Genomic DNA, 22,112 nt, shown 5'->3' on the forward strand with positions numbered 1-22,112 from the left:
CGCGATGAGCGCCGGTCCGACGGCCGATCAGGCCATCGTCCGAGCGTCCGCCCGGCAACGTCTTCCGCCGAACAGGAGGAATGGCAGACCGAGAGCCTGCGGCGCGTCCGCCCGCGGGCACCCCGACGTCACGCCGGGTCGTCGGACGACGGTTTGGCGCCGCGCTTGTGGACGGCAGCGGGCAGGTCCTGCGGCACGAGCTCCGCGAGCATCGTGGCGAGCTTGCTGCCCCACCCCGGAACCACGCCCCGCTTGCCTTTCATCAGCGCCTTGTAGCCGGCACGCGCGACCTTCTCTGGATCGTCCTTGGAATCGCTGTCGGCAATCGGCGTGTCCTCGAGGTCGTTGCTCTCGCGGTGGAAGATCGGCGTTTCGGTGGGGCCGGGCATCAGGCAGGTCAGCGTCACCGGGCTGTCCCGCCACTCGTCCTGAAGCGCATAGACAAGACTGTCGAGGTAGGCCTTCGTCGCGTTGTAGACGGCGTCGTAGGGTCCGGGCACGAAGCCGCCGATGGACCCGGTAACAAGGATGCGGCCTGCGCCGCGGGCGTGCATCTTCCGGCCCATCCGGTGCAGAAGCATGGTCGTCTGAAGCACGTTGAGATCGATGCGGTGCCGCACCGCATCCCAGTCCTGGTCGTGGAAGGCGTGGCCAAGCGCGCGACCGGCATTGGCGAAGAACAGGTCGATCTCACGGTCGGCGATCGCCCGCCAGAACGTCTCGATGCCGTCGCGCGTGGCAAGATCGGCCACGTGGCTTTCGACGCTCACACCGATGCCCTTTAACTCGCGCGCCGCGGCGATCTCCGCCTCGTCGGCGCAGATGACCAGGTCGTGGCCGTCCTCGGCGGCAAGCCGTGCAAGGATGCGGCCAAGGCCGGTCGATGCGCCCGTGACGACTGCGAGCTTTTCAGCCATTGTCGTTCTCCTGCGGCTGGGCCATCTGGCGGTGCATGCGCGCCAGCACGCTGTCGGGCACGATCCCCGACAGGGCGGACTGCAGCTTGGTCATCGTGGCGGGCGCCACGCCGGACGCGCCTTTCAGCATCGCCGCGTAACCCTTTCGCGCGACCATGCCCGGGTCGGACTTGCTGTCGCTCTGGCCCACATTCGTATCTTCCATGTCGGCGCGGTGGAAGAACTCGGTGTCGGTCGGCCCGGGCATCAGGCAGGTCACCGTCACGTCGCTGTCCCCCAGTTCGTTCCGCACGCCCCAGGACAGGGTGTCGAGATACGCCTTCGTCGCGTTGTAGACGGCCTGGTAGCTGCCGGGTATCTCGCCCGCGAGCGAGCCGGTGATCAGGATGCGGCCCTCGCCGCGCCTGCGCATCGCCTGCAGCGCGCGGTGCAGCAGGTCGGTCGTCCCGCTCACGTTGAGGCGGATGACCTCTTCGATCCGGTCCCAGTCCTGTTCGAGGAAGGCATGGCCGAGCCCCCTGCCCGCGTTGGCCATGAGGTAGTCGACCGGCCGGTCCCGCATGGCCGACCACAGCAGGTCGACGCCCTCGGCGGTCGAAAGATCGGCCCGGACCGGTTCGACCGATGCGCCCGTGTCGCGTAGCCGGGAAGCGACCGTCTCGATCGCGGCCTCATCGGCCGTCACGACGAGATCGCAGCCGTCCTGCGCCGCACATCTGGCCAGTTCATAGCCAATGCCGGTCGAGGCTCCGGTGACGACGGCGAGCGGTCTTTCGGCAGGCATGGGACCTCCTTCGGTCGGCAAGAGAGTTGCGGCACTCGGCCCGAGGATGAGCCCGGCACCGTGCCCGGTTTCCGGTGGGCGTGTCGCAGTCAGCCCTGCGGCAGCCCCGGATAGTTCTGCCGCTTCAAAAGCCGCGCGAGATGCGCCGCGTTCGAGGCCGCGGTCGCCAGCGCCGACTGCACCGCGTCCGGCACGCCGTCGAGATCGACGTAGTCGGTGCCATGCATGGCCTCTCCGACCCAGTAGACGCCGGAATTGGCAGGGATGGTGAACCCCACGTCGTTCAGCCCCTGGAAACAGGACGCGTGGCTGGCATGGGCGCCGTCCTCGTTGCCCACGACGGCCACCAGCGCCACCTTCCCCGCGGCGGGCATCCGGCCGCGATCGTCGGTCTCGCCCAGGAAGGCGTCCATGCGTTCCAGAACCCGTCGTGCGACGCTGGACGGATGGCCAAGCCAGATCGGCGTGCCGAGGATGAAGATGTCCGCCGCCAGGACGCGCGCCCGCAGCGCCGGCCATTCGTCGCCTTCGCCCATGTCCGACAAGACGCCGGGCTTCACGTTGTGGTCGACGACGCGCTCGGTCCCGCCGGTCACGCCGTGCGGCTTCATCGCCGCCAGAAGGTCCGAGATCATCTTGTCGGTCGAACTGGGGCTGTCGGAGTCCGACTGGCGAAGCGAGCAGTTCAGCGCGAATGCTGTCAGTGGCTCGGCAGCATCGGGCATGGCAGGGCCTCCTTCGAAGCGTGGACGATTCATGCGCCAACGACCGGTGACGCCCGAGTGTTCCGCGGAACGGGCCGGTCATTGATCGATCCCGGGTCCCTCCAGCAAGCGGATCTTCACGTCCCGCCAGGTCTTCCGCGCGAGCGCGGTGCGCTCGTGGTCGAGCATCTCCTCGATCCGCGCTCCCATCTCGCGAAGTCGCGCGTCGCCGAGCCGCCGGGCCTCGACGAACATCGAGCTCTCCTCGGAGCTTGCATGGTGATCCATCGCGGCGTGCAGGTTGCGCAGCTGCGTCTCGAAGTCCGGGCTCGACGGCGAAAGCCGCAGCACGACGGCGAGCATGTCCGCCAGTTGCTGGTGCTCGGCATGGGCGACGGGGACGTCCTCGCTTACCGGGCGCACCTCGGGATAGAAGATCTCGTCCTCCACATGCTCGTGGATCTGCAACTCTCCGGCCAGCAGGCGCATCATGTCACGCCGCTCAGGGTCTTCCGGCGGCATCGCCTCGATCTCCTCGAACAGCCTGCGCATCAACTGGTGATGCTCGAACAGCACCTCGTCGGCCCGGCGGGCGCCCGGCGGCGGCGCGGGCTGCGGCTGCTCCTGCTCGGCCGCGATCTCACCGGGCGTCAGCGCCTCGTCGCCGGGGTCGGGGACGTGCCGGATCTCGACCATGCCGTCCACGATGCGCGTCTCGTAGCGCGGTTGGGGCGCGGTCGCCGGTCCATCCAGAACGCGACCATCGGCGAGGCAGAAGCGAGAGCCGTGCCAAGGGCAGACGAGACCACCATCCTGAACCCAGCCTTCGTCAAGCGGCCCGCCCATGTGCCCGCACCGCGATCCCAGCGCACGGACGGCGCCGCGATGCCGCACGAGGACCACGCCGACGCCGACGCACGCCACGTCGTCCCAGGCCTCCACGCGGTGTGGCTTGTCTTCCTCGAGCACATCCAGTCGTGCGACGGGCCGGAAGCTGCGTGGCTCCGGCGAGCGGTCATCGCGCGCGACGCCGATCCGCCTGCGGTAACGAGATGACCGCCAAGGTAGGCGCCCGCCATCATGCTTGCCCATCCCGCGGCGCTGGCCGCGCGTCCGGCGCCGCGGTGGCCGCGCCTGCGCAGGGCAAGCGAGCCCGCGGACAACACTAGAGCAGTGGTGTTCAGCACCGCGTGGACCAGCCCGGTGCGCCGATCGCGCCCGTGCACCTTGCGGTAATCGGCAAGGCCGGCCGCAGCCGCCGCCACGGCCGCCGCGGTGCCCGCCCCGAGCGCGACGTCGGCGGTCCGGTCCGTCGATCCGGAACGGCCGAGGCGCAGCGTTTCGGAGGTGTCCAGCGCGAAGGCGAGCGTCCAGGCGCCGATAGGCAGGGTCGCCAGCGCCGGGTGCAGCGGGTGGCCGAGCCACGTGCCGTGAAGCGCATTCTGGATCGGCTTCGCCGCCGTGCCCGTCGGGTGCAGCGCCAGCGAGGTCGCGTGCGCGACGTCGTAGGACGGCCGGTCGAGCGCTTCGTTCGCCTCGATGGCTGCCGTCCATCGCTCCGTCGCCCTGGTCATGGCGCAACTCCATCATCGATGCGAAACCTGCCGGATGTGCCCGTCGGCGCAGGCACGGTCCGATGGCCTGCCGGTATGATCAATCCGGAACAACGTGCCGCACCCCGCGCGGTTCCCCGAGCCGCCGCCGGTTTCGTGGACTCTAAGACAAATCGTGACCGAGGACGTGGAGAATGGTCAGATCGCTCCGCGTGGCGCATCCAGCGCATCGAACCCGAGGGCGATCGGCAAAAGCCCTCGCAGCGAATGGCCAGCCGATACGGCTTCGTCACGTGAGCTGGTTCCTCCGGCAGCCGCCATCTGCTGCGCTGGCCCTCAGGGTCGAATGGCCGGGGACTCGATGGTAAGGCCGGCTGCGCGCGACTTGAGGTACAGTTCTAGAGAGACGTAGTCTTCGGACCCGGCCTCGTAAGGCTCGGCGCGGACGCCGAAGATGCAGTTGTCGAACCGTCGCGCCAGAGAACCCATCGTCTCCCACTCGAGGCGGTACTGAGGGTAGCCCGTCGGGTGCGCCTGAGGGATCAGCGCCGAGCCGAGGTGACCGCCAGCCAGTCGGTCGTGGCACTGCGCGCAGGACAGGTTGAGCTGCCCGATCCGCCGCGCGAACAGGTCCTCGCCCCTCTCCCGCCACGGATCGGTCCGGGGATCGTCGTCGGGCGTGATCGGCATGCCTTTCGACTGGTGCGTGAGGTAGGCTGCAAGCGAGAGCAGCTCGTCGCTCACGCGCTCGAACGGCTCGGCGTCCTGGTGCCGCGTCCGGCAGAGATTGATGCGTCCGGCAAGGTCGACCGGGCGGCCGCTCTCCTCGTCCCAGGCCGGATAGCTGGCGGCGACCCCCGCCATGCTGTCCGAGGCATCGCCGTGACACCCCTTGCAGCTGTCCGCGCCGGTTCCGGGGTCTTCGCTCCAGAGCGTCTCGCCGTCAGCGATCCAGAAGAGGCCGGGATTGGCGACAGGATCGTTCTGCATGGCCTGGAGGTCTTCCGACATCTGTTCGAAACCCGTCACCCGCTCCTCTGCGACAGCGGGCAAGGCAAGCGCCAGCGCGAGGAGTGCGGCCAGTCTCATCCGACGGTGAGCGTCTGCGACTGGCGCTGCTCTTCCCCCGCGTCGTCGGCCCACAGGATCTCTACCTCGCCGGTGGTTTCGGCCACGAGGGTGAAGGCGAAGAACGGGTTCGCCGTGACGGCGGGAAAAAGCTCGGCGGCAAAGACTTCCTCGCTGAGGTAGAGGCAGCGCAACGAGTGAATGATGTTGCGCGGCACGAGCTTGCCGTCAGGGCCGGTGCGAAACCCGGTCTCCATCGGGTGCTGCAGCAGCACCTTGATGTCGACGATCTCTCCGGGCGCGGCGGTTTCCGGGATGTTCACGAGCGCGGACATTCAGCTCTCCCGGCAGGCCGGTGCGGTGACAATGACGTTCACCTGCGCCGAGTGGAAGGTGCCGTCGCTCTTGCGCGCGATGGCCGTGACGTGCTGCGTCCCGTTCAGGCGGATGCGCGTCTGCGCGGTCGCGCGGCCGGATCGGGGCGTGAAGTGGAACCGCACGGTGTCGGGCAGCGGGTTGACCTCGTTGAAGATCGCGATCTCTTCCACGTGATCCTCGTCCGTCATCGGACTTTCGGCGGATACCGAAAGGGGAACCGAGTTGCCGTTCTCCACGAGCGCCGGGATCTTGAGTTCGACGCCGCCTTCCGTAACCGCGGCGCCGCCGGTGAACGCGTCGATCGCGGCCTGCATGGTCTCGGGCGTGGCCTGTGCGGGCCGCACCCGCAGGGCAAGCGGCATGGCGAGGCCCATCGCGATCGCCTGTCGGCGTGTGGCTTTCATCTCGGCTCCTCCGTCAGCGTGGCAAGGTAGGCGACTACGTCCTCGACCTCTTGCGCGGTCAGGATGGTAGTGCCCTGCCACCGCTCGCCCACCCGGGTCAGTCCGGACGTGGAGTGGTAGGGCGGCATGATGGTGCCGGGGTTCAACACCCGGCTGTCGACGATCCGTTGCCTCAGTTCGGGCTCGGACAACCGCGCGCCCACCCCCGTCAGATCGGGGGCGAGATCGCCAGTGAAGGCCACGTCGGGGAACGGCCCGCCGTGGCAAAGGATGCAAAGCCCGCGTTCGCGGGTCGTGACGATGGCGCGACCCTCCTCCGGATTCCCGGGCCGGTCCGTCAGCGCCTCGGGCAGGCCCTGCGCCTGCGCCATTTGCGCAGACAGGGCCAGCAAAAGGCTAAGCAAAAGCTTCGGTCGTGATCGTCGCATACCAGGACCGGGCATAATCCGCTTCCGCCGAGCGGACGCTTTCGGGCGCATCCAGTGGGCTGACACCGCCTGCCCCCTCGATCTCGAAGAGCTTTCCATCAGCCTCGCCATAGGCCCCGGCAACGGTGAAGCCGTAACCGGGCGCGGCGAGGCTGTAGCAGGTGTTGAGCAGCTTCGGCGACGTCGCGCTCTCGCCCCGTAAAAGCGCGTCGATCGCCACCGCGGCGACCTTGGCCTGCGCGTTCGCAGAGAAAGCCGATTTCGGCATCGCACCCGCCATGCACGCGTCACCGATGACGTGGATGCCGGGAACAAGGTCGCTTTCGAAGGTCAGGCCCGAAACGGGGCACCATCCGGTCTGGTCGGCGACGCCGGCCACTTGCGCGATGGAAGCGGCCCGTTGCGGCGGTATGATGTTCGCGACAGCCGCGTCGTAGCGGCCGAAATCCGTCACCACCGTCATCGTGGACGGGTCCACCTCGGCGACGCGTCCACCCCCCGAGGGCGGAATCCATTCGATCATGCCCGGATACAGCGTCGCCCATGCCTCCTCGAAGAGCGCCTGCTTGGAGAACGCCTCCTTCGCGTCGAGGATCAGGATCTTCGACGCCGGTTTCGCGGCCGAGAGGTAATGCGCGATCAGGGATGCCCGCTCGTAAGGGCCGGGGGGGCAGCGATATGGGTTGGCGGGGGGCGCGATGACGACGAGGCCGCCGTCCTCCATATTGGTCAGCTGCGACCGCAGGAGCTCCGTTTGTGGCCCGCCCTTCCAGGCGTGGGGCATCTTCTGCGCCGCGTCCTCGGAATACCCGGGCAACGCGTCGTAGCGCAGTTCCACCCCCGGCGACAGCAGCAGCCGATCGAAAGGCAACGCATCGCCGGAGGCGAGCGTGACCGTCCCGTCCGCGACACCGACCGCCTCTCCCTGCACGACCTGCACGCCTTCCGCCGCCAGACCATCGTAGCCGAAGGTGATGTCGCTCATCCGGGCGAAGCCCCCGAGGACGGTGTTGCTGAAGGGACAGGTGACATAGGACGCGTCCCGCTCGACCAGCGTCACATCGTGTCCGGCACGGGCGAGGAAGCGCGCCGCGGTCGCGCCACCGAAGCCGCCGCCGACCACGACGACCCGTCCCCGATCCTGCGCCGAGGCGGGACGCGCGAAGGTCAGCGCGGCCGTGGCGCCGATGCCCCTCAGAACCGTTCGTCTGTCAGTGGTCATTCCGTGCCTCCGTCTTCCGCGATCCATGCTGCGATCAGCGCGATTTCGGCACTGTCGAAGCCTGCCGCGAGGCGCCCCATCAGGGTCCCCTCCCGCGTGCCGTCCTTGAAGGCGTGCATCGCGCTTTCGATTTCCGCCGCCGAAAGACCGCTCAACGTCATGTCGGACCCGGCCCCATGACAGCCGGAACAGGACAGCGCCCCGGGCGGTGCGGTCCGGAAGTCGGGCGCCTCCTGTGCGGAAAGGCTACCCGCGATGCAGAGAACGGCGACGGCAAGGGTGGCGCGCATGGAGTTCTCCAACTGGTGAGATGGCCCGGGGCGGCAACGCGCCGCCCCGCGAAGTGTCAGGACAGCCTCAGCCCGCTGCGATAGAGCGGCAGTTCCCGCACGCGCTTTCCCGTAAGCCGCGCGACGGCGTTCAGGACCGCGGGCGTCGCCACGAAGATCGTCGGTTCCCCGACGCCCCCCCAGAATCCGCCCGAGGGGATGATGTGCTTCTCGACATCCGGCATCTCCCACATGGAGACGATGGGATAGGTATCGAAGTTCTCCTCCTGCACCCGCCCGTCTTGCATCGTGATCTCGCTCATCATCGAGGCCGAAAGGCCCATCGCGAACGAACCCTCGATCTGCGCCTCGACCTGCTGGGGATTGACCACGTGGCCCGGATCGGTCGCCGCGACGATGCGATGGATCTTCACCGCGTCGTTTTCGACCGACACCTCGGCCGCGGCCGCAACGTAGGACCCGTAGCCCATGTGCTGGCAAAGCCCGAAGGCGCGGCCCTCGGGGGCGCCGTTCTCCCAACCGATCCCCTCGGCCACCTTGTTCAGCACGGCGAGGTGCTTGGGATGGTCCTGCATCAACGCGCGCCGGAACTCGAGCGGATCGCGATCCGCGGCGAGGGCAAGCTCGTCGATGAAGCTTTCGAGGTAGAACGAGTTCTGGTTGTTGTTCACGCCGCGCCAGAAGCCGGGCCGCAAGGGCGGATTGCGCATCGCGTGGTCGATCAGCAGGTTGGGAATCGTGTAGCCAAGCTGCCCTTCCTGACCGTCGGCCTGAAGGCCCTGGAACACCAGCGGGTCCTTGCCGTCCTCCAGCGCGAAGGGCATCAGCCCGGCAAAGATCGACTGCCCCGAGATCCGCATGTGCATCCCGGTCAGGTTCCCGTCGGCGTCCAGTCCGCCGCGGAAGCGGGCCTTGGTCGCGGGGTGGTAGGCGCCGTGGGTCATGTCCTCTTCACGGGACCAGATGACCTTTACCGCCGTGCCCTTCATCTGCATCGCGATCTTCACCCCGATGGTCGTGTAGTCGGTGGAGGACGCGCCCCGCCGTCCAAAGCCGCCGCCGAGGTTCATCCGGTGGATGTCGCATTGCGGAATCTCCAGCCCGGACGCTTCCGAGGCCGCGGCAAGATCGGATTCCGCGTTCTGGGTCGACGTCCAGACCGTGCAGCTGTCGTCGGTGACAAGCGCCGTGGCGTTCATCGGCTCCATCGTGACGTGGTGCTGCCAAGGATAGGAATAGGTGGCCTCGACCACCTGTGCCGCTTTCCCGAGAGCTTCGGCGACGTCGCCCGCCTCGTTGCCGATGAACGCCTCCTCCGCCGTGAGGCCTTCGGTCAGCATCGCCTCGAGGTCCTCGGTCCCGAACGATGCGTTCTCCTCGGGGAAGTCCCACTCGATCTCCAGCGCGTCGAGCGCCTTCTTCGCCCGCCACCACGTGTCGGCGACCACGGCAACGGTCGAGTCGTCCACCTGCAGCACACGCTGGACGCCGGGCATGCCCTCGACCGAAGACGCGTCAAAGCCTGCCACCGTGCCGCCCTGGACCGGGGTCTGGCGGATCGCGGCGTTGACCATCCCGTCGACCTTGAAGTCGATGGAAAAGACGCGGCTGCCATCGGTCTTGTCGGCCGTGTCGAGCCGAAGCAGCGATTTGCCGGCGATCGTCCACTCGGACGGGTCCTTCAGCGTCACGCTCTCGGGAACGTCGAGTCGGGCGGCATCCTCGGCCACGTCGCCATAGGTCAGCGTCTCGCCGCCGGGGCCCGTGATCACGCCCCGCTCGACGGAAAACTCGCCCGGATCGACGTTCCAGCGGTTCGCGGCGGCCTGAAGCAGCATCGCCCGCGCCGCTGCGCCGCCCTGCCGGACCATTTCCTGGCTGGTGCGGATGCCCTGGCTGCCGAAGGTGCCGAAGGATCCCCAGACCCGTTCGCGCGCGACGTTCTCGCCCGGCGTCGGGTAGGACCAGCTGACGGTGTCCCAATCGGCGTCCATCTCTTCGGCCACGAGCTGCACGAGGCCGGTCAGCGTCCCCTGCCCCATCTCGATCTTCGCCACGCGGACGATGACGGTGTTGTCCGGCTGGACGACGACCCAGGCGTTGATCTCGGGCTGGGCCAGCTTGTCGAGCTGCTCGGCGCCCGCGCCGAGCGGAAAACCGAGGGCCAGCCCCCCGGTGGTCGCGGCCGCAGAGGCGAGGAAGCCCCGGCGCGACAATGTGAAGTGTTCGGTCATACTCGCTCTCCCTTTCACGACAGCTCGGAGGCGCGCTTGATGCCCGCGCGGATCCGGTTGTAGGTGCCGCAGCGGCAGAGGTTCGACATGCTGGCGCGAATGTCCTCGTCCGTCGGTTCGGGCACGTCCCGCAGAAGCGCGGCCGCCGCCATGATCTGGCCGGACTGGCAATAGCCGCATTGGGGCACGTCGAGCTCGATCCAGGCCTGCTGGATCGGGTGCGACCGGTCGGGCGACAGGCCCTCGATCGTGGTGATCTCTTCGCCCTCGCGGATGTCCTGAAGCTGGATCTGGCAGGATCGCATGGGCTGTCCGTCGATCTGGACGGTGCAGGCGCCACAGGCCGCGATGCCGCAGCCGTATTTCGTGCCGGTCAGCCCGAGTTGCTCGCGCAGGACCCAGAGAAGCGGCGTATCCGGCTCTGCGTCCACCTCGTGGCGGGTTCCGTTGACGGTAAGTGCTGGCATTGCGTTTCTCCCTCGGTTCGGTACCCACGATGGAGCGTCCGCGGGCGGATTATCCTATCCACGCTACGCCCGAGGGTCGGCTCAAGGCAACTGCTACTTCCGTCAGGGTTGTAAGTTCCCGCTGGCTTCCAGGCGGCGGCTTCGACCCGGACCCGCCGTTTCGGCGACAGTGTGGCCTGACACACCAACGCCTCGAATGACTCAGGGAGGCTGGTCGGCTCCGCAGTTGAAGCGACGCCCGGCGCGGGCGAAGTGTCCCCTTTCAGGGAGGGACGCCCAGGAAGCGTGCGGACGGCGCTCAGCCGCGCGGCTTGCGCGGCGCCGATGGGCGGAAGGTCCGGTGCGTGATGATGGCGGGCGTCGCCAACGGCTTCCGACGCGAGCGCCGCCAGATCCGGTGTCCGGCCCAGATCCCGAGGGCCGCCACGCCCGTCGCCAGAAGGATCGTGCCAAGGCCGGCCGCCTCCAGTTGATAGGGTTCGGCGGCGCGTTTGGCGGCATGCTTGACGCGGTCCTTCCGGCGGACGCGGTTGCGCGGCCAGTACCGCGGATCGAAAATGCGGGAATCCGCCAGCACGCGCTCCAGCGGATCGAGCGGTTGCGACTCGATCGGATGCAGGCCTCGGCCCTCGGGTCTGCGCAGCATGTCAATCGCGGCGACGAGCGAGCCTCGCTCCTGCCAGGCCGCACGCACCGCGTCCGGACTGCAGCCCAGGTGTTCGGCCAGCAGCGAGAGCGTGAAGTTCCGGATCAGGGCGCGTTCCGCCTCCAACGTGGCCTCGATGGCGATGTCGGCTTCGGTGTCGAAACCCATCGAGCGGTTGTCGATGTTGCTCGACCCGATCTTCAGAAGGCGATCGTCGACGACGAAGATCTTGGCGTGGACGTAGATCGGCGTCCCCTCGCCGTTCACCGGGTGGAAGATCGAAAAGCGCCCGCCGCCACCGCGCTCGTCGGCCTCCCGCAGACGCTCCATCATGCGCGAGCGGACGGAATGCATCGCCTCGTCCTCCAGGAAGCTCTGCGCCGATTGCGGATTGATGATCACGATCTCCGGCCCGCCCGGTTCCGCAAGCCGCGCCTCCATCGCTTCGCACAGCGAGCCGGCGGCGAGATACTGGCTTTCGACGTAGATCGTGCGGCGGGCGGCCCGGATGGCGGCGAGGTAGAGTTGCTCGATCTCGTCCACCAGCTCCTCGCGGTGGTAGCGCGGCTCGGTGCGGGCGATGCCGATGTCGACGTCGCGGATGTCCGGCGCCAGATCATCCGGCCACAGCGGACGTCCGACCCCTTGCGGAACGGGCAGTTCGTCGCCGGTGGCCGAAAGCCAGCGCTTCCGCGCCAGATCGCCCAAGGCTTCGGCGATCGGTCCCTCGAGCGCGGTGGTGACATCGTGCCAGGGCTGGTGCAACGAGCCGTCCGGGTCGGTCCGGCGGTCGTCGTCCGGCGAGTGGTTGCGCGTATCCCAGCGCCCCGTCGTCACGTCGATCCCGCCGCAGAAGGCCAAACGATCGTCGATCACCACGATCTTCTGGTGATGGCAGGCGCCCGCGGGATGGTGGCTGTCGAGCGCGAAGTGGATGCGTTCGGAGGCCATCTTGAGTCTCAGCGTTTCCCAAGCCTGCGTCGCGATCTCGGCAATCATCGCGGCGTCCCACTTGAGGATATGCAGGCGCAACTCGGGGCGGCGCTCGACCAGTGCCTCGAGGAACTTCCCGAGCCGGTTGGGCCAGCCGTCGGGCGCGTTGCCGTCCTCGTCGCTGCGGCCCGGCACCATCTCGATGCGCAGGTCGAAATCCCACCCGATCAGGTAGGCCGTCTCCTCGGCGCTGGTCAGGGCCGAACGGAGGTGCACGAAGTAATCGGCCGCGTCGACGATCAGCGCGGCCCGTCTGGCATGCGCGATCCGCCAGCAGGTCTCGCCCGGTCGAAGCAGGGTGTCGGTCTCGTCAGTCGTCGTCGGCATGGCTGTCCCCCGGCGTCTACCAGACCGGCTGTTCCGATCGCCGGTCCTGAAACCAACGGCGGCGGCGCGAATTCGATCCCGGAAGCGAGGATGACCGGCCGCGCCGGAGAGCCTGGAGCCTTGGCCGCGCTGCCGACCCCTTCGGCTGGTCCGACCATCACCCGGACCTTGCGAGCCAGGGAGGAGGATGCTTTGTTGCCGCCTGCAGATCCGCCGGCGCGGCGACGGCGGGCGCGGCTCGAAAGGACAACGGATGTATCGCAAGGGTGAAGCCAGCTACGAACCGCTGCCCCTCCCGGACAAGGTCCAGCTGGCGGAGGCCGACGCCCTCGCGGCCGCCGAAGCGTTTCGCGACTACATGCGCAAGCGCCACTCGGTCCGGCATTACGACACGCGCCCCGTTCCCGAGGCGGTCATCACCGCCTGCATCGAGGCAGCAGCCACCGCGCCTTCGGGGGCGAACCACCAGCCCTGGCACTTCGTCGCGATTTCCGATCCGGATATGAAGGCACGCATCCGTGCCTCCGCCGAGGAGGAGGAAAAGGACTTCTACGCCGGTGGCGGCGGTGACGAATGGCTGTCCGCCCTGGAGCCGATCGGGACCGGGGCCAGCAAGCCGCACCTGACCGACGCCCCCTGGCTGATCGTCGTGTTCGCCCAGCGCTATGGCGTCACGCAGGACGGCTCCCGTTACAAGAACTATTACGTCCCCGAAAGCGTCGGCATCGCCACCGGGTTCCTGATCGCGGCGCTGCATCATGCGGGGCTCGTCTGCCTGGAGCACACGCCGAATCCGATGAAGTTCCTGCCCGAACTCTGCGGCAGACCGGCGCACGAGAAGGCGGTGATGATCCTTCCGGTGGGATACCCTGCCCCTGACGCAACCGTTCCGGCCGTCGCAAAGCGAAAGAAGCCCCGGCACGACGTCCTGACGGTGATCCGCGCAACCGAAAAACCTGCTTGAGGGGCCGAACGGGCGCGCTTTGCCTCTGCCGTTCTGGAGGCGCGACCATGGTGGTCCGAGCCGGCAACCGTGCGAACAACTTCCAAGCTCGCCGGACGGCGCGTTCGCTGGCGCTCGGCCGGCTGGCGTTCTCGAACAGCGTGGGCGGCATCGCGGCGCAGACGCTGTTCCTGGCCGTCGCCGATATGTTCTACCGCAAGAACGATCTCGAACACGCCGCGGCCTACCGCGGCGGGTCGCTTTACCATGCGGTGGGCGATGCCGGTTTCTAATGGATCGCGACCGCGCTCGTGATGACGCGCTTCCTGATCGGCGGCCTGATCATGCGGCAAAGGCAGGGGCCCGGGAAGATCGGCGCGGAGAGCATGCTTCTGCCGGGGATCTACGCGACAGCGGTCGCCATTCAGTTTCTTTTGGGATCGTGAAGCGCCTCCATCGGCGCTCTTCGATGGCCGGCGGCACGATGCGGAGTGCGCGCTGCAGAATGCCGCGGAGGGAACGAGGTGGCGCCGGACCATCGCGGACCTCCGTTCCGTTGCCTCCTGCGCGCCCTCGCACGACGCCGTGTCAGGCCGCGGGCATGCCCTTGGGCCGCATCAGCCGTTTCTGCGCGGCGATACGGAAGGGCGCGTTGGGCGCACCGTAACCCGCATAGCCGCCGCGCCGCTCGACGATCTCCAGGAACAGCCCGGCGTGGAAGGGGCGCGAATACAATTGGAAGAAGGCGCCGGCGGCGTCCTCGTCATAGAGGATGTTTGCGCCGCGCAGGCTGTCCAGCAGGTCGGGGGCCAAGTCGAAGCGCGCGGCGAGGTCGTCGTAGTAGTTCGCCGGGATTGGCAGCGGGTCGAAGCCCAGCCCGCGCAACGCCTTGGCTGTCGCGAAGATGTCGTCGGTGGCGAAGGCGATGTGCTGGACCGCGGCGCCGAGGTTTTCGACGAGGAAACCGCCAGCCAGGGTGCGGTGGCTCTCGGCGCCGTTGAGGGTCAGGCGCAGCGCGCCATCGGAGGCGGCCAGCGCCTGGCTGCGCACCAGCCCGTCCGGGTCGATCACGTCGACCATCGGCGCCTTGTCCATCGCCAGCAGGGTGGTCCAGAACAGCGACCACGACAGCATCTCGTCGTAGTTCATGGTCTGGGCAATGTGGTCGATGGCGTTTAGACCGGCATCCACGGTCGCGGCGGCTTCGGTCTCGAATTCGACCTGCCAGACGTCGTCCAGCCCCGAGGCGGTGTCGAGGAAATGCAGCACCGAGCCGCGCAGGCCGCGGATCGCGGGAATGTCGAGTTCTCCCGGGCCCAGCGGCTGGTGGAAGGGTTCGGCGCCCAGCGCAGTCGCGCGGGCCAAGGCGCCGGAAGCGTCGCCGACCGAGATGCCCAGATCGCAGACCGACGTGCCGCGCGCGTTGAAGGCGGCGCCGGCATGGCCCGTGGTTTCGGCATTCAGGACGATGCGGATGTCGCCCTGCTGCCACAGCGTCAGCCGCTTGGCGATGTGGCGTCCGCGGCGGGTGAAACCGAGGGAAGACAGCAGCGCCTCCAGCTGGGCCTGCTCCTCGCCGCGGGTGGCGAATTCGACGAAGGACACGCCGCGCACCTCGGCGCGGGCGGGGAAGTCGGGCAGGTCGACGCTGGTCTCGGGCTCGGCCCGGCGGACATCGTCGGCCAGCGCGATCAGCGAGCGGTAGCCATCGCGCGCCACGGTCAACGGGCTGCCGCCGCGGAACTGGTCGTTGAAGATCTCGAGGCTTGCCGGCCCCGCATAACCCGTCGCCGCGACCGCGCGCATGAAGCCCGTGACGTCCAGATCACCCTCGCCCGGCATATTGCGGAAGTGGCGCGACCAATAGAGCAGGTCCATCTCGATCAGCGGCGCGTCGGCCAGCTGCACGAAGAAGATCCGGTCGCCGGGGATCGAGCGGATCGTGTCGCTGTCGATCTTGCGCGCCAGCGAGTGGAAGCTGTCGAGGATCAGGCCCACCGATCGATGATCGGCGCGGCGCACCACCTCCCAGGCGTCGCGGTGGTCATGGATGTGGCGCCCCCACGCCAGCGCCTCGAAGCCCACGCGCAGGCCGCGCGCGCCGGCACGCTCGCCCAGCTCGGCGAAATCGTCGGCGGCGCGGTCGATTCCGCCCAACGAGGCGGGATGTACCGAAGAGCAGACCAGCACCAGGTCGGTGCCCAGTTCCTGCATCAGGTCGAACTTGCGCTCGGCCCGGTCGAAGGCCTTGCGGCGCAGGTCGCCGGGCAGCCCCTCGAAGTCGCGGAAAGGCTGGAACAGCGTGATCTCCAGCCCACGCTCGCGGATCATGGCTCCGACTTCGCGCGGCGGGCCGTCATGGGCGATGAAATCCTGCTCGAAGATCTCGATCCCGTCGAATCCCGCCTTCGCGATGGCATCGAGTTTTTCGGGCAGGCTGCCCGAGATCGAGACGGTGGCGATCGAGGTTTTCATGGCGACATCCGTTTCGAAGAAGGTGCGTCAGTAGCCCAGCGCGCTCGGCAGGAAGGTGACGAGATCGGGCACGAAGGTGAGGATCAGCAGGACCGCCACCTCGACCGCGAAGAAGGGCAGGATCGCGCGCACAAGCCGCGCCATGCCGACCTTGGCGATGTCCTCGGCCACGAAAAGGCACAGGCCCAGCGGCGGCGTGATCAGCCCGATCATCAGGTTGAAGATGACGATGATGCCGAAATGCACCGGATCGACGCCCAGCGACACGGCGATCGGATGGACGATCGGCACCAGCACCAGCATCGCGGCGATGCCTTCGAGGAACAGGCCGACGAACAGGAACAGCACGATCACCGCCAGAAGGAAGGCCACCTGGCTGTCGACGTTACCCAGCACCCAATCGGTCAGCATGTTGGGCACGCGGTTGTAGGTCAGCAACCAGTTCGCGGCGGCGACGGCGGCGATGATCACGAGGATGACAGCGCTGTCACGCATCGCGCCCGAGAACAGGCCCGGCAGCGCGCGCCATGTCAGGTTGCGATACACGAGCAATCCCAGCACCAGCGCGTAGGCAACGGCGAAGCTGGCCGCCTCGGTCGGGGTCACGACCCCCAGCAGGATCGAGCCGACCACGAAGACCGGCATCAGCAGCGGCAGGATGCCGCCCAGCAGCGCGGCGCGGCGCGGGCGGGTCGTCAGGTCCGGATCCGGGGTGATGTCCGCCTCCTTCACCGTGAGCGCGACGTAGACCGACAGGAACACCGCCAGCAGCAGCCCCGGCACGATGCCGGCCAGGAACAGCGCCGGTACCGACACGCCCGACACAATCAGCGCATAGATGATCACCGGGATCGACGGCGGGATGATCGGGCCGATGACCGAGGACGCGGCCGTCAGCGCGGCAGCGAAGGCGCGATCATAGCCATGCTTTTCCATCTCCGGGATGAAGACGCGGCCCAGCGCAGACGTGTCCGCCACGGCCGAGCCCGAAAGCCCGGCGAAGATCACGCTGGCCCAGATGTTCACCTGCGCAAGCCCGGCGCGGAAGCCGCCGACCAGTGCGTTGGCGAAAGCGATGATGCGCTGCGTGATGCCGCTGGCGTTCATCACCTCTCCGGCCAGGATGAACAGCGGGATCGCCAGCAACGGGAACGAGTTCAGGCCCTTGAACATCTCGGTCGCGACGATGCGGATGTGGTAGGGCGCATCGCCCGTGGCCATGAACAGCGACAGCGCCGCGAGGATCGCGAAGGCGATGGGAAGCCCGGCCAGCAGCCCGACGAGAAGGACGATCCATGCCATCTCAGATCTCCTTCGCGCGGGTGGACAGGCGCAGCGCGGCGGCCAGCGCGAGCGCGACGCCGCCATAGACGATGGCGAACTGCCATGTGCCCATGCGGCCCAGCCAGACCAGCGCCTCGATGCCGGTTGCCGCGGCGAGATCCTGCGCCGAGCCGATCAGCCCCGAAGCCTCGACCTGCGGGCGGCGCGACACGAAGACCAGGCCGGACCACGCCAGCGCGACGCCGACGATGCAGGTCACAGCGTCCATCGCCAGCAGCAAGCGGCCGCGCGCATGGTCGGAGAGCGCGTCAAGCAGCACGGCGAAGCGGATGTGCCGGTCCTGCAGGCAGGCCAGCGCCACGCCCGACATGACGCCGTAGATCGTCACGTAGACCGGCAGCTCGTCCCCCCAGGGCAGCGACTGCCCGCTGACGTAGCGGCGCAGCGAGTTGACGAAGATCACGCCGAAGACCAGCGCCATGCAGGCCCCCGCCACAATGGCCAGGACGTGTGCGTAAAGCCGGGAGAGACGGGTCACGGAAGGATCCTCGTGATGGGCGCGAGCAGAGCGCGTGGGGTGGCACGCGCCGCCATAGCCGGCCGGCCGAAAGACCGGCCGGCCGTATGGTCAGGTCAGGTCACTCGGACGCTGCGCCGATTGCCGAGTCGAGGCGGTCGATCCACTGGGCGTCGTCGCCGAGCTCGCCGGCAAGCCATTCCTTGACCGCCGGCTGGGCCGCGTCGCGGAACTGCGCGATTTCCTCGTCGGTGGGGGAATAGACCTGCATCCCCTCGTCCTGCACCGCATTGATGCCAACGGCGGTCGAGTATTGCTGGATCGACCGACCCATGTTGCCCGCGACCTTGGCCGCCTTCTCGACCACTGCCTGCTCGGCCGGGTCGAGCGACTGGAAGAACTCGTCCGAGATCAGCAGGAAATCGGCCGCGTAGACGTGGCCATCGAGCGTCATGTATTTCTGCAGCTTGTGCAGGCCGTTGTTGTAGATCACGCCGACCGGGTTCTCCTGCCCGTCGACGACGCCGGTGGACAGCGCGTTGGGCAGTTCCGTCCAGGCGATGGGGGTCGGCTCTCCGCCCAGCCCCTTGACCATCTCGACGTAAAGCGGGATCGGCTGGACGCGGAACTTCAGCCCCTCCATGTCGGCGGGGGTGCGGATCTCGCGGACGTTGTTGGTGAAGTTGCGAAAGCCCGTCTCGCCATAGGCCAGCGTGCGCAGGCCGGTCTCGTCCAGGCAGTGCTGCGCCAGCGCGTCGCCGAACTCGCCGTCCAGCACCTTCCAGGCCAGCGGAGCGGACGAGAACGTGTAGGGGATGTCCAGCACGCCCGCGGCCGGGCAGATCTTGGACATCGCGCCCGAGACCATGACGACCTGCGTCAGCCCGTCCTGCGCCTGGCCGACCAGTTCGTCCTCGTTTCCGAGGCTGCCCGCGGGGAACAACTCGACCGTCAGGTCGGTCTCGCCCTCGACGATCTGCTTGAAGATCTCGCCCGCGGCGCCCTTCTTCGAGGTCTGCCAGTCGGCCGGGTCGACATGCGCGAAGCGCAGGGTCTGCGCCTGCGCGGCGGCCGCGCCCAGCGCCAGGATGGCGGCGGTGGCGGCAGCGGTGAAGGTGGTAAGGCGCATTGTGGTTCCTCCCTTTATGCGTTTGTCGGCGGCGCCCGGCCCCTCAGTTCCCGAGCGCGTCGAAGGTGGCGCGCATCCGATCGGGATCGGGAACGCGGCCGGTGAAAAGCTCGTAGGCGCGGGCGGCTTGGAAGACCGCCATGCCCGCACCGGGCAGAACCCGGCAGCCCGCGGCGCGCGCGGCGGCCAGAAGCTCGGTCTCGAGCGGGAAATAGACGATGTCGGCGACCCAGAGGCCGGGATGCAGCAGGTCCGTGGGGAACGGGCAGCCGGGCAGCTTCGCCATGCCCACCGGCGTGGCGTTGATGATTCCGGCCAGGTCCTGCGCGACTGCCTCGGGCGACGGCGCGACGGCCGCGCGCCCCTGCCCGAACCTGTCGTTCAGCGCGCCCGCCACCGACATGGCGCGGGTTTCGTCGGTGTCGTGGATCCACAGCCTCGCGGTGCCAAGCTGCAGCACCGCATGCGCCACGGCGGCGCCCGCCCCGCCCGCGCCGACCAGCAGCACCTGATCCAGCGGCACGCCGTCCATGCCGCGCCGAAAGCTTTCGGCGAACCCCCACAGGTCGGTGTTGTGGCCCCGACGGCGGCCGTCGCGGAACACCACCGTGTTCACCGCCCCAAGCGCGCGGGCGTTGTCCGAGAGTTCGTGCAGGTGATCCAGCACGGCGACCTTGTAGGGATAGGTGACGTTCAGCCCGGCCAGGCCCTCGGAATCGGCCCGGCCGAGGACCTCGGCCAGATCGCGCCCCGCGGGCGCCTCGTCCATGTCGATGATGTGGTAGTCGTAGTCGAGGCCCTGCGCGCGGCCTTCTGCCATGTGCATCGCGGGTGTGCGCGACGCGCCGATTCCCCGCCCGACCAGCCCGGCGCGCAGCGTGAGCGTGTTCGTCTGGCCCGTCTCGACCGGCATCGGCGTCCTCCCATTCCAGACCGCGGGCCACGCCGCGAATCCGCTCCTGCTGCCCACAATGTTCTTGGCGGTTAAATATGTCAATCAAATTGAACCGCCCGGTTAAATCGGTATGGTTTCACCAAGAGGGAGACGCCGATGAGCGACGAGACGACGCAGCAGAAACGGTCCGGCTGGAAGCAGAACCCCGAGGCGGTGCAGGCCAACATCCTGCGCGTGGCGCACGCGGTCTTCGCGGCACAGGGCCTGTCAGGCGCGCGCGTCGCCGAGATCGCCGAGCGGACCGAGACGTCGAAGCGGATGATCTACTACTATTTCGGCGACAAGGAGGGGCTGTACCTGCGCACCCTCGAAGAGGCCTACCGCGAGGTCCGCGAACGCGAGCGCGCGCTGGACCTGGGCGGGCTCGCGCCGCTCGAAGCGCTGCGCCGGCTGATCGGCTTCACCTTCGATCACCACCGGAGCAACCCGGATTTCATTCGCCTGGTGATGATCGAGAACGTTCACGGCGCGCGCTACCTCGAACGCTCCGAAGCCATCGGCAAGGTCAACGAGGACGCGATCCGGACGTTGGCCGACATCGTCGCGCGCGGTCGCGCCGACGGCACGTTCCGGCCCGACACCGACCCGCTGGTGCTGCACTGGCAGATCAGCGCGCAAAGCTTCTTCAACGTCTCGAACCGGCACACCTTCACGCGCAGCTTCGGCGATGCCCTGGTGACCGATGCCGGCCAGGACCGGGTACGGCGCGCGGTGGTGCGCAGCATCCTGGCCGGCGTGGTCAGTGATCCACAGGCGCTGGACCAGGCCGAGGCGGCGCAGGCGGCCTGCCGCTCGACATGACGTGAGGCCGGCGCCCTCACAGGGTCTTTCCGGATGCCCCGCGCGGCGCTATGCAGACGCAACGTCACCAGACCGGAGCGCCCCCATGACCCTGAGCCGCCGCAGCTTCCTTGCCGCCTCGGGGGCGGGGCTATGTGCGCTGGGCGTGCCCTCGCTGGCGCGGGCGCGGGCGATGCCGGTGCTTCAGGCCGGGCCGTCGAGTGCGCAGATCGCGCCACTGCCCTACCCCGTCACCCCGGTCTGGGCCTACGGCGCCGAAGGCGTGCGCGGCACCATCCCCGGCCCCGAGATCCGCGTGCGCGCCGGCGACCGGGTGCGGCGGCGCCTGTCGAACGGCCTCAGCCAGCCGACGGCGGTGCACTGGCACGGCATCCGGATCGACAACGCGATGGACGGCGCGGCCGGGCTCACCCAGGACGCGGTCGAGCCGGGCGGCGTGTTCGACTACGATTTCGTCGCGCCCGATGCGGGCACCTACTGGTACCATTCGCACAACCGCGGCTGGGAGCAGGTGGCGCGCGGCCTCGCCGGTCCGCTGATCGTCGAAGAGGCCGAGCCTTGGACCGGTCTCGAAGGCGCCACCACGCGCGAGATCACCTGCATGCTGGACGACTGGCGCATGGTCGAGACCGGCGCGATCCACGAGGACAGCTTCGGCGCGCTGCACGACGCGGCGCATGGCGGCCGGCTGGGCAACACGGTGACGCTGAACGGCACCTCGGACACCGCGCTGCCGGTGCGCGCGGGCGAGCGACTTCGGCTGCGGCTGATCAACGCCGCGACCGCCCGGGTCATGCCGCTGCGCATCAAGGGCCATGCGATGACGATCATCGCGCGCGACGGGTTCGCCACCGTGCCCGAGGCGGCCGAGCAGGTCGTGCTGGCGCCCGCGCAGCGCGCCGACATCGTGATCGACTGCACCGGCGCGCCGGGCTCGCGCGCCGACATCCTGCTGGACGCGGGGCGCGGCGACTGGGTGCGGATCGCCACGTTGGCCTATTCCGGCGAGGCGTCGCTGCCGCCGGTCGAGGCTCCGGTGCGCCCCCTGCCAGAGCCCGCCTGGCGCGCGCCCGATCTCGACGGAGCACAGCGCGAGGAGCTGCTGATGGAAGGTGGCGCCATGGGCGGCATGGCGGGCGCGATGCTGGACGGCGCGCGGCTGGACGCGCGCGCGCTGGCGGAGAAAGGCAAGGTCTGGGCGTTCAACGGCATCGCGGGCGGCATGGACACGCGCCTGTTCCGCATCGACCGCCACCGGACGATGCACCTGACCCTGCGCAACGACACCGCTTGGCCGCACGGCATCCACCTGCACGGACACCACTTCCAGGTCGTCGCCCGCGACGGCGTGGCGCAACCGGGCCGGGTGCTGCACGACACGGTGCTGGCCGCCCCGCGCGAGGTGGTCGAGATCGCCTTCGTGGCGGACAATCCCGGCAAATGGATGATCCACTGCCACATGCTCGAGCACCAGGCGAGCGGCATGATGGGGTGGTTCGAGGTCGCCTGACGCGCCGACGGCCGCATCTTGTGCAACGGATGCGCCTCGCGGTCCGGTGCGGCCGAGGATCAGGCTTGCACCCGTCGCGGCAC

Annotated in this window: 23 protein-coding genes and 2 pseudogenes; 5 read left to right on the forward strand and 20 right to left on the reverse strand. The window is 68.6% G+C overall.

Going from position 1 to position 22,112, the window contains the following annotated elements; genetic code table 11:
* Nucleotides 1-128: 128 nt before the first annotated feature.
* From BLW27_RS05215 to BLW27_RS05275, 15 genes and pseudogenes are all read right to left on the reverse strand, one after another.
* Nucleotides 129-917 carry an SDR family NAD(P)-dependent oxidoreductase gene (locus BLW27_RS05215; RefSeq protein WP_089880299.1) on the reverse strand — a complete coding sequence of 263 codons (789 nt, stop codon included), beginning with the start codon at nt 915-917 and terminating at the stop codon, nt 129-131.
* Nucleotides 910-1,701 (reverse strand): SDR family NAD(P)-dependent oxidoreductase, encoded by a 792-nt coding sequence (locus tag BLW27_RS05220; protein WP_089880301.1) that lies wholly within the window; start codon nt 1,699-1,701, stop codon nt 910-912. Before BLW27_RS05220 ends, BLW27_RS05215 begins: the two co-directional genes overlap by 8 nt.
* Before the next feature lie 89 nt (nt 1,702-1,790).
* A complete protein-coding gene (locus tag BLW27_RS05225) occupies nt 1,791-2,426 on the reverse strand; it encodes a flavodoxin family protein (protein WP_089880305.1) in 636 nt (211 codons plus the stop codon).
* A gap of 78 nt (nt 2,427-2,504) precedes the next feature.
* On the reverse strand, nt 2,505-3,101 hold the full coding sequence (locus BLW27_RS21140) for a hemerythrin domain-containing protein (RefSeq protein ID WP_245710793.1): 597 nt from the start codon (nt 3,099-3,101) through the stop codon (nt 2,505-2,507).
* An 81-nt stretch (nt 3,102-3,182) separates the two neighbouring features.
* Nucleotides 3,183-3,497: pseudogene (locus tag BLW27_RS22065) on the reverse strand (Rieske (2Fe-2S) protein); the annotation flags it as partial.
* Nucleotides 3,458-3,979: pseudogene (locus BLW27_RS22070) on the reverse strand (DUF2231 domain-containing protein); the annotation flags it as partial. The pseudogenes BLW27_RS22070 and BLW27_RS22065, both read right to left, overlap by 40 nt.
* 315 nt (nt 3,980-4,294) lie before the next feature.
* Entirely contained in the window at nt 4,295-5,047 is a 753-nt protein-coding gene (soxA, locus tag BLW27_RS05235; RefSeq protein WP_089880311.1) for a sulfur oxidation c-type cytochrome SoxA, read from the reverse strand.
* Complete coding sequence (soxZ, locus tag BLW27_RS05240; RefSeq protein ID WP_089880314.1) at nt 5,044-5,361, reverse strand: thiosulfate oxidation carrier complex protein SoxZ; 318 nt, start codon at nt 5,359-5,361, stop codon at nt 5,044-5,046. Before soxZ ends, soxA begins: the two co-directional genes overlap by 4 nt.
* Nucleotides 5,362-5,808 (reverse strand): thiosulfate oxidation carrier protein SoxY, encoded by a 447-nt coding sequence (locus BLW27_RS05245; RefSeq protein ID WP_218141087.1) that lies wholly within the window; start codon nt 5,806-5,808, stop codon nt 5,362-5,364.
* Nucleotides 5,805-6,179 carry a sulfur oxidation c-type cytochrome SoxX gene (gene soxX, locus BLW27_RS05250; protein ID WP_245710779.1) on the reverse strand — a complete coding sequence of 125 codons (375 nt, stop codon included), beginning with the start codon at nt 6,177-6,179 and terminating at the stop codon, nt 5,805-5,807. The genes BLW27_RS05245 and soxX overlap by 4 nt, the downstream gene beginning before the upstream one ends.
* Before the next feature lie 25 nt (nt 6,180-6,204).
* Complete coding sequence (locus BLW27_RS05255; protein WP_245710780.1) at nt 6,205-7,359, reverse strand: NAD(P)/FAD-dependent oxidoreductase; 1,155 nt, start codon at nt 7,357-7,359, stop codon at nt 6,205-6,207.
* Nucleotides 7,360-7,454: 95 nt separating this feature from the next.
* Nucleotides 7,455-7,748 carry a c-type cytochrome gene (locus BLW27_RS05260; protein WP_089880324.1) on the reverse strand — a complete coding sequence of 98 codons (294 nt, stop codon included), beginning with the start codon at nt 7,746-7,748 and terminating at the stop codon, nt 7,455-7,457.
* A 56-nt stretch (nt 7,749-7,804) separates the two neighbouring features.
* Nucleotides 7,805-9,982, reverse strand: coding sequence for a xanthine dehydrogenase family protein molybdopterin-binding subunit (locus BLW27_RS05265; RefSeq protein WP_089880328.1), 2,178 nt, complete (start codon nt 9,980-9,982; stop codon nt 7,805-7,807).
* Nucleotides 9,983-9,996: 14 nt separating this feature from the next.
* Nucleotides 9,997-10,449 carry a (2Fe-2S)-binding protein gene (locus BLW27_RS05270; protein WP_089880331.1) on the reverse strand — a complete coding sequence of 151 codons (453 nt, stop codon included), beginning with the start codon at nt 10,447-10,449 and terminating at the stop codon, nt 9,997-9,999.
* 298 nt (nt 10,450-10,747) lie between these two features.
* Nucleotides 10,748-12,415 (reverse strand): phospholipase D-like domain-containing protein, encoded by a 1,668-nt coding sequence (locus tag BLW27_RS05275; RefSeq protein ID WP_089880335.1) that lies wholly within the window; start codon nt 12,413-12,415, stop codon nt 10,748-10,750.
* A 253-nt stretch (nt 12,416-12,668) separates the two neighbouring features.
* Here BLW27_RS05275 and BLW27_RS05280 point away from each other — a divergent pair, with 253 nt between their 5' ends.
* The 3 genes from BLW27_RS05280 to BLW27_RS21930 are packed head-to-tail and all read left to right on the forward strand — an operon-like array spanning nt 12,669 to nt 13,804.
* Nucleotides 12,669-13,379, forward strand: a complete 711-nt coding sequence (locus tag BLW27_RS05280) for a nitroreductase family protein (RefSeq protein WP_089880338.1) — start codon at nt 12,669-12,671, stop codon at nt 13,377-13,379.
* Nucleotides 13,380-13,426: 47 nt separating this feature from the next.
* On the forward strand, nt 13,427-13,651 hold the full coding sequence (locus BLW27_RS21420) for a hypothetical protein (protein WP_089880341.1): 225 nt from the start codon (nt 13,427-13,429) through the stop codon (nt 13,649-13,651).
* 21 nt (nt 13,652-13,672) lie between these two features.
* The gene (locus BLW27_RS21930; protein ID WP_281242718.1) at nt 13,673-13,804 is read left to right on the forward strand and encodes a hypothetical protein; all 132 of its coding nucleotides are present in this window, start codon (nt 13,673-13,675) and stop codon (nt 13,802-13,804) included.
* 142 nt (nt 13,805-13,946) lie between these two features.
* Here BLW27_RS21930 and BLW27_RS05290 read toward each other — a convergent pair whose 3' ends face one another.
* From BLW27_RS05290 to BLW27_RS05310, 5 genes are all read right to left on the reverse strand, one after another.
* On the reverse strand, nt 13,947-15,833 hold the full coding sequence (locus BLW27_RS05290; protein ID WP_089880344.1) for a bifunctional sugar phosphate isomerase/epimerase/4-hydroxyphenylpyruvate dioxygenase family protein: 1,887 nt from the start codon (nt 15,831-15,833) through the stop codon (nt 13,947-13,949).
* A gap of 27 nt (nt 15,834-15,860) precedes the next feature.
* The gene (locus BLW27_RS05295; RefSeq protein WP_089880346.1) at nt 15,861-17,135 is read right to left on the reverse strand and encodes a TRAP transporter large permease; all 1,275 of its coding nucleotides are present in this window, start codon (nt 17,133-17,135) and stop codon (nt 15,861-15,863) included.
* A 1-nt stretch (nt 17,136) separates the two neighbouring features.
* Nucleotides 17,137-17,655 (reverse strand): TRAP transporter small permease, encoded by a 519-nt coding sequence (locus tag BLW27_RS05300; RefSeq protein WP_245710781.1) that lies wholly within the window; start codon nt 17,653-17,655, stop codon nt 17,137-17,139.
* A gap of 100 nt (nt 17,656-17,755) precedes the next feature.
* Entirely contained in the window at nt 17,756-18,763 is a 1,008-nt protein-coding gene (locus BLW27_RS05305; protein WP_089880352.1) for a DctP family TRAP transporter solute-binding subunit, read from the reverse strand.
* A 43-nt stretch (nt 18,764-18,806) separates the two neighbouring features.
* Entirely contained in the window at nt 18,807-19,676 is an 870-nt protein-coding gene (locus BLW27_RS05310) for a shikimate dehydrogenase (protein WP_089880357.1), read from the reverse strand.
* A 138-nt stretch (nt 19,677-19,814) separates the two neighbouring features.
* Between BLW27_RS05310 and BLW27_RS05315 the strand changes: the two genes are divergently transcribed.
* Both BLW27_RS05315 and BLW27_RS05320 read left to right on the forward strand, forming a co-directional pair.
* Nucleotides 19,815-20,519 carry a TetR/AcrR family transcriptional regulator gene (locus BLW27_RS05315; RefSeq protein ID WP_089880360.1) on the forward strand — a complete coding sequence of 235 codons (705 nt, stop codon included), beginning with the start codon at nt 19,815-19,817 and terminating at the stop codon, nt 20,517-20,519.
* Between the two features lie 85 nt (nt 20,520-20,604).
* On the forward strand, nt 20,605-22,029 hold the full coding sequence (locus BLW27_RS05320; protein ID WP_089880363.1) for a multicopper oxidase family protein: 1,425 nt from the start codon (nt 20,605-20,607) through the stop codon (nt 22,027-22,029).
* Nucleotides 22,030-22,112 lie beyond the last annotated feature (83 nt).

Origin of the sequence: Citreimonas salinaria, assembly GCF_900107235.1 — a bacterium.
Classification (GTDB): Bacteria; Pseudomonadota; Alphaproteobacteria; order Rhodobacterales; family Rhodobacteraceae; genus Citreimonas; species Citreimonas salinaria.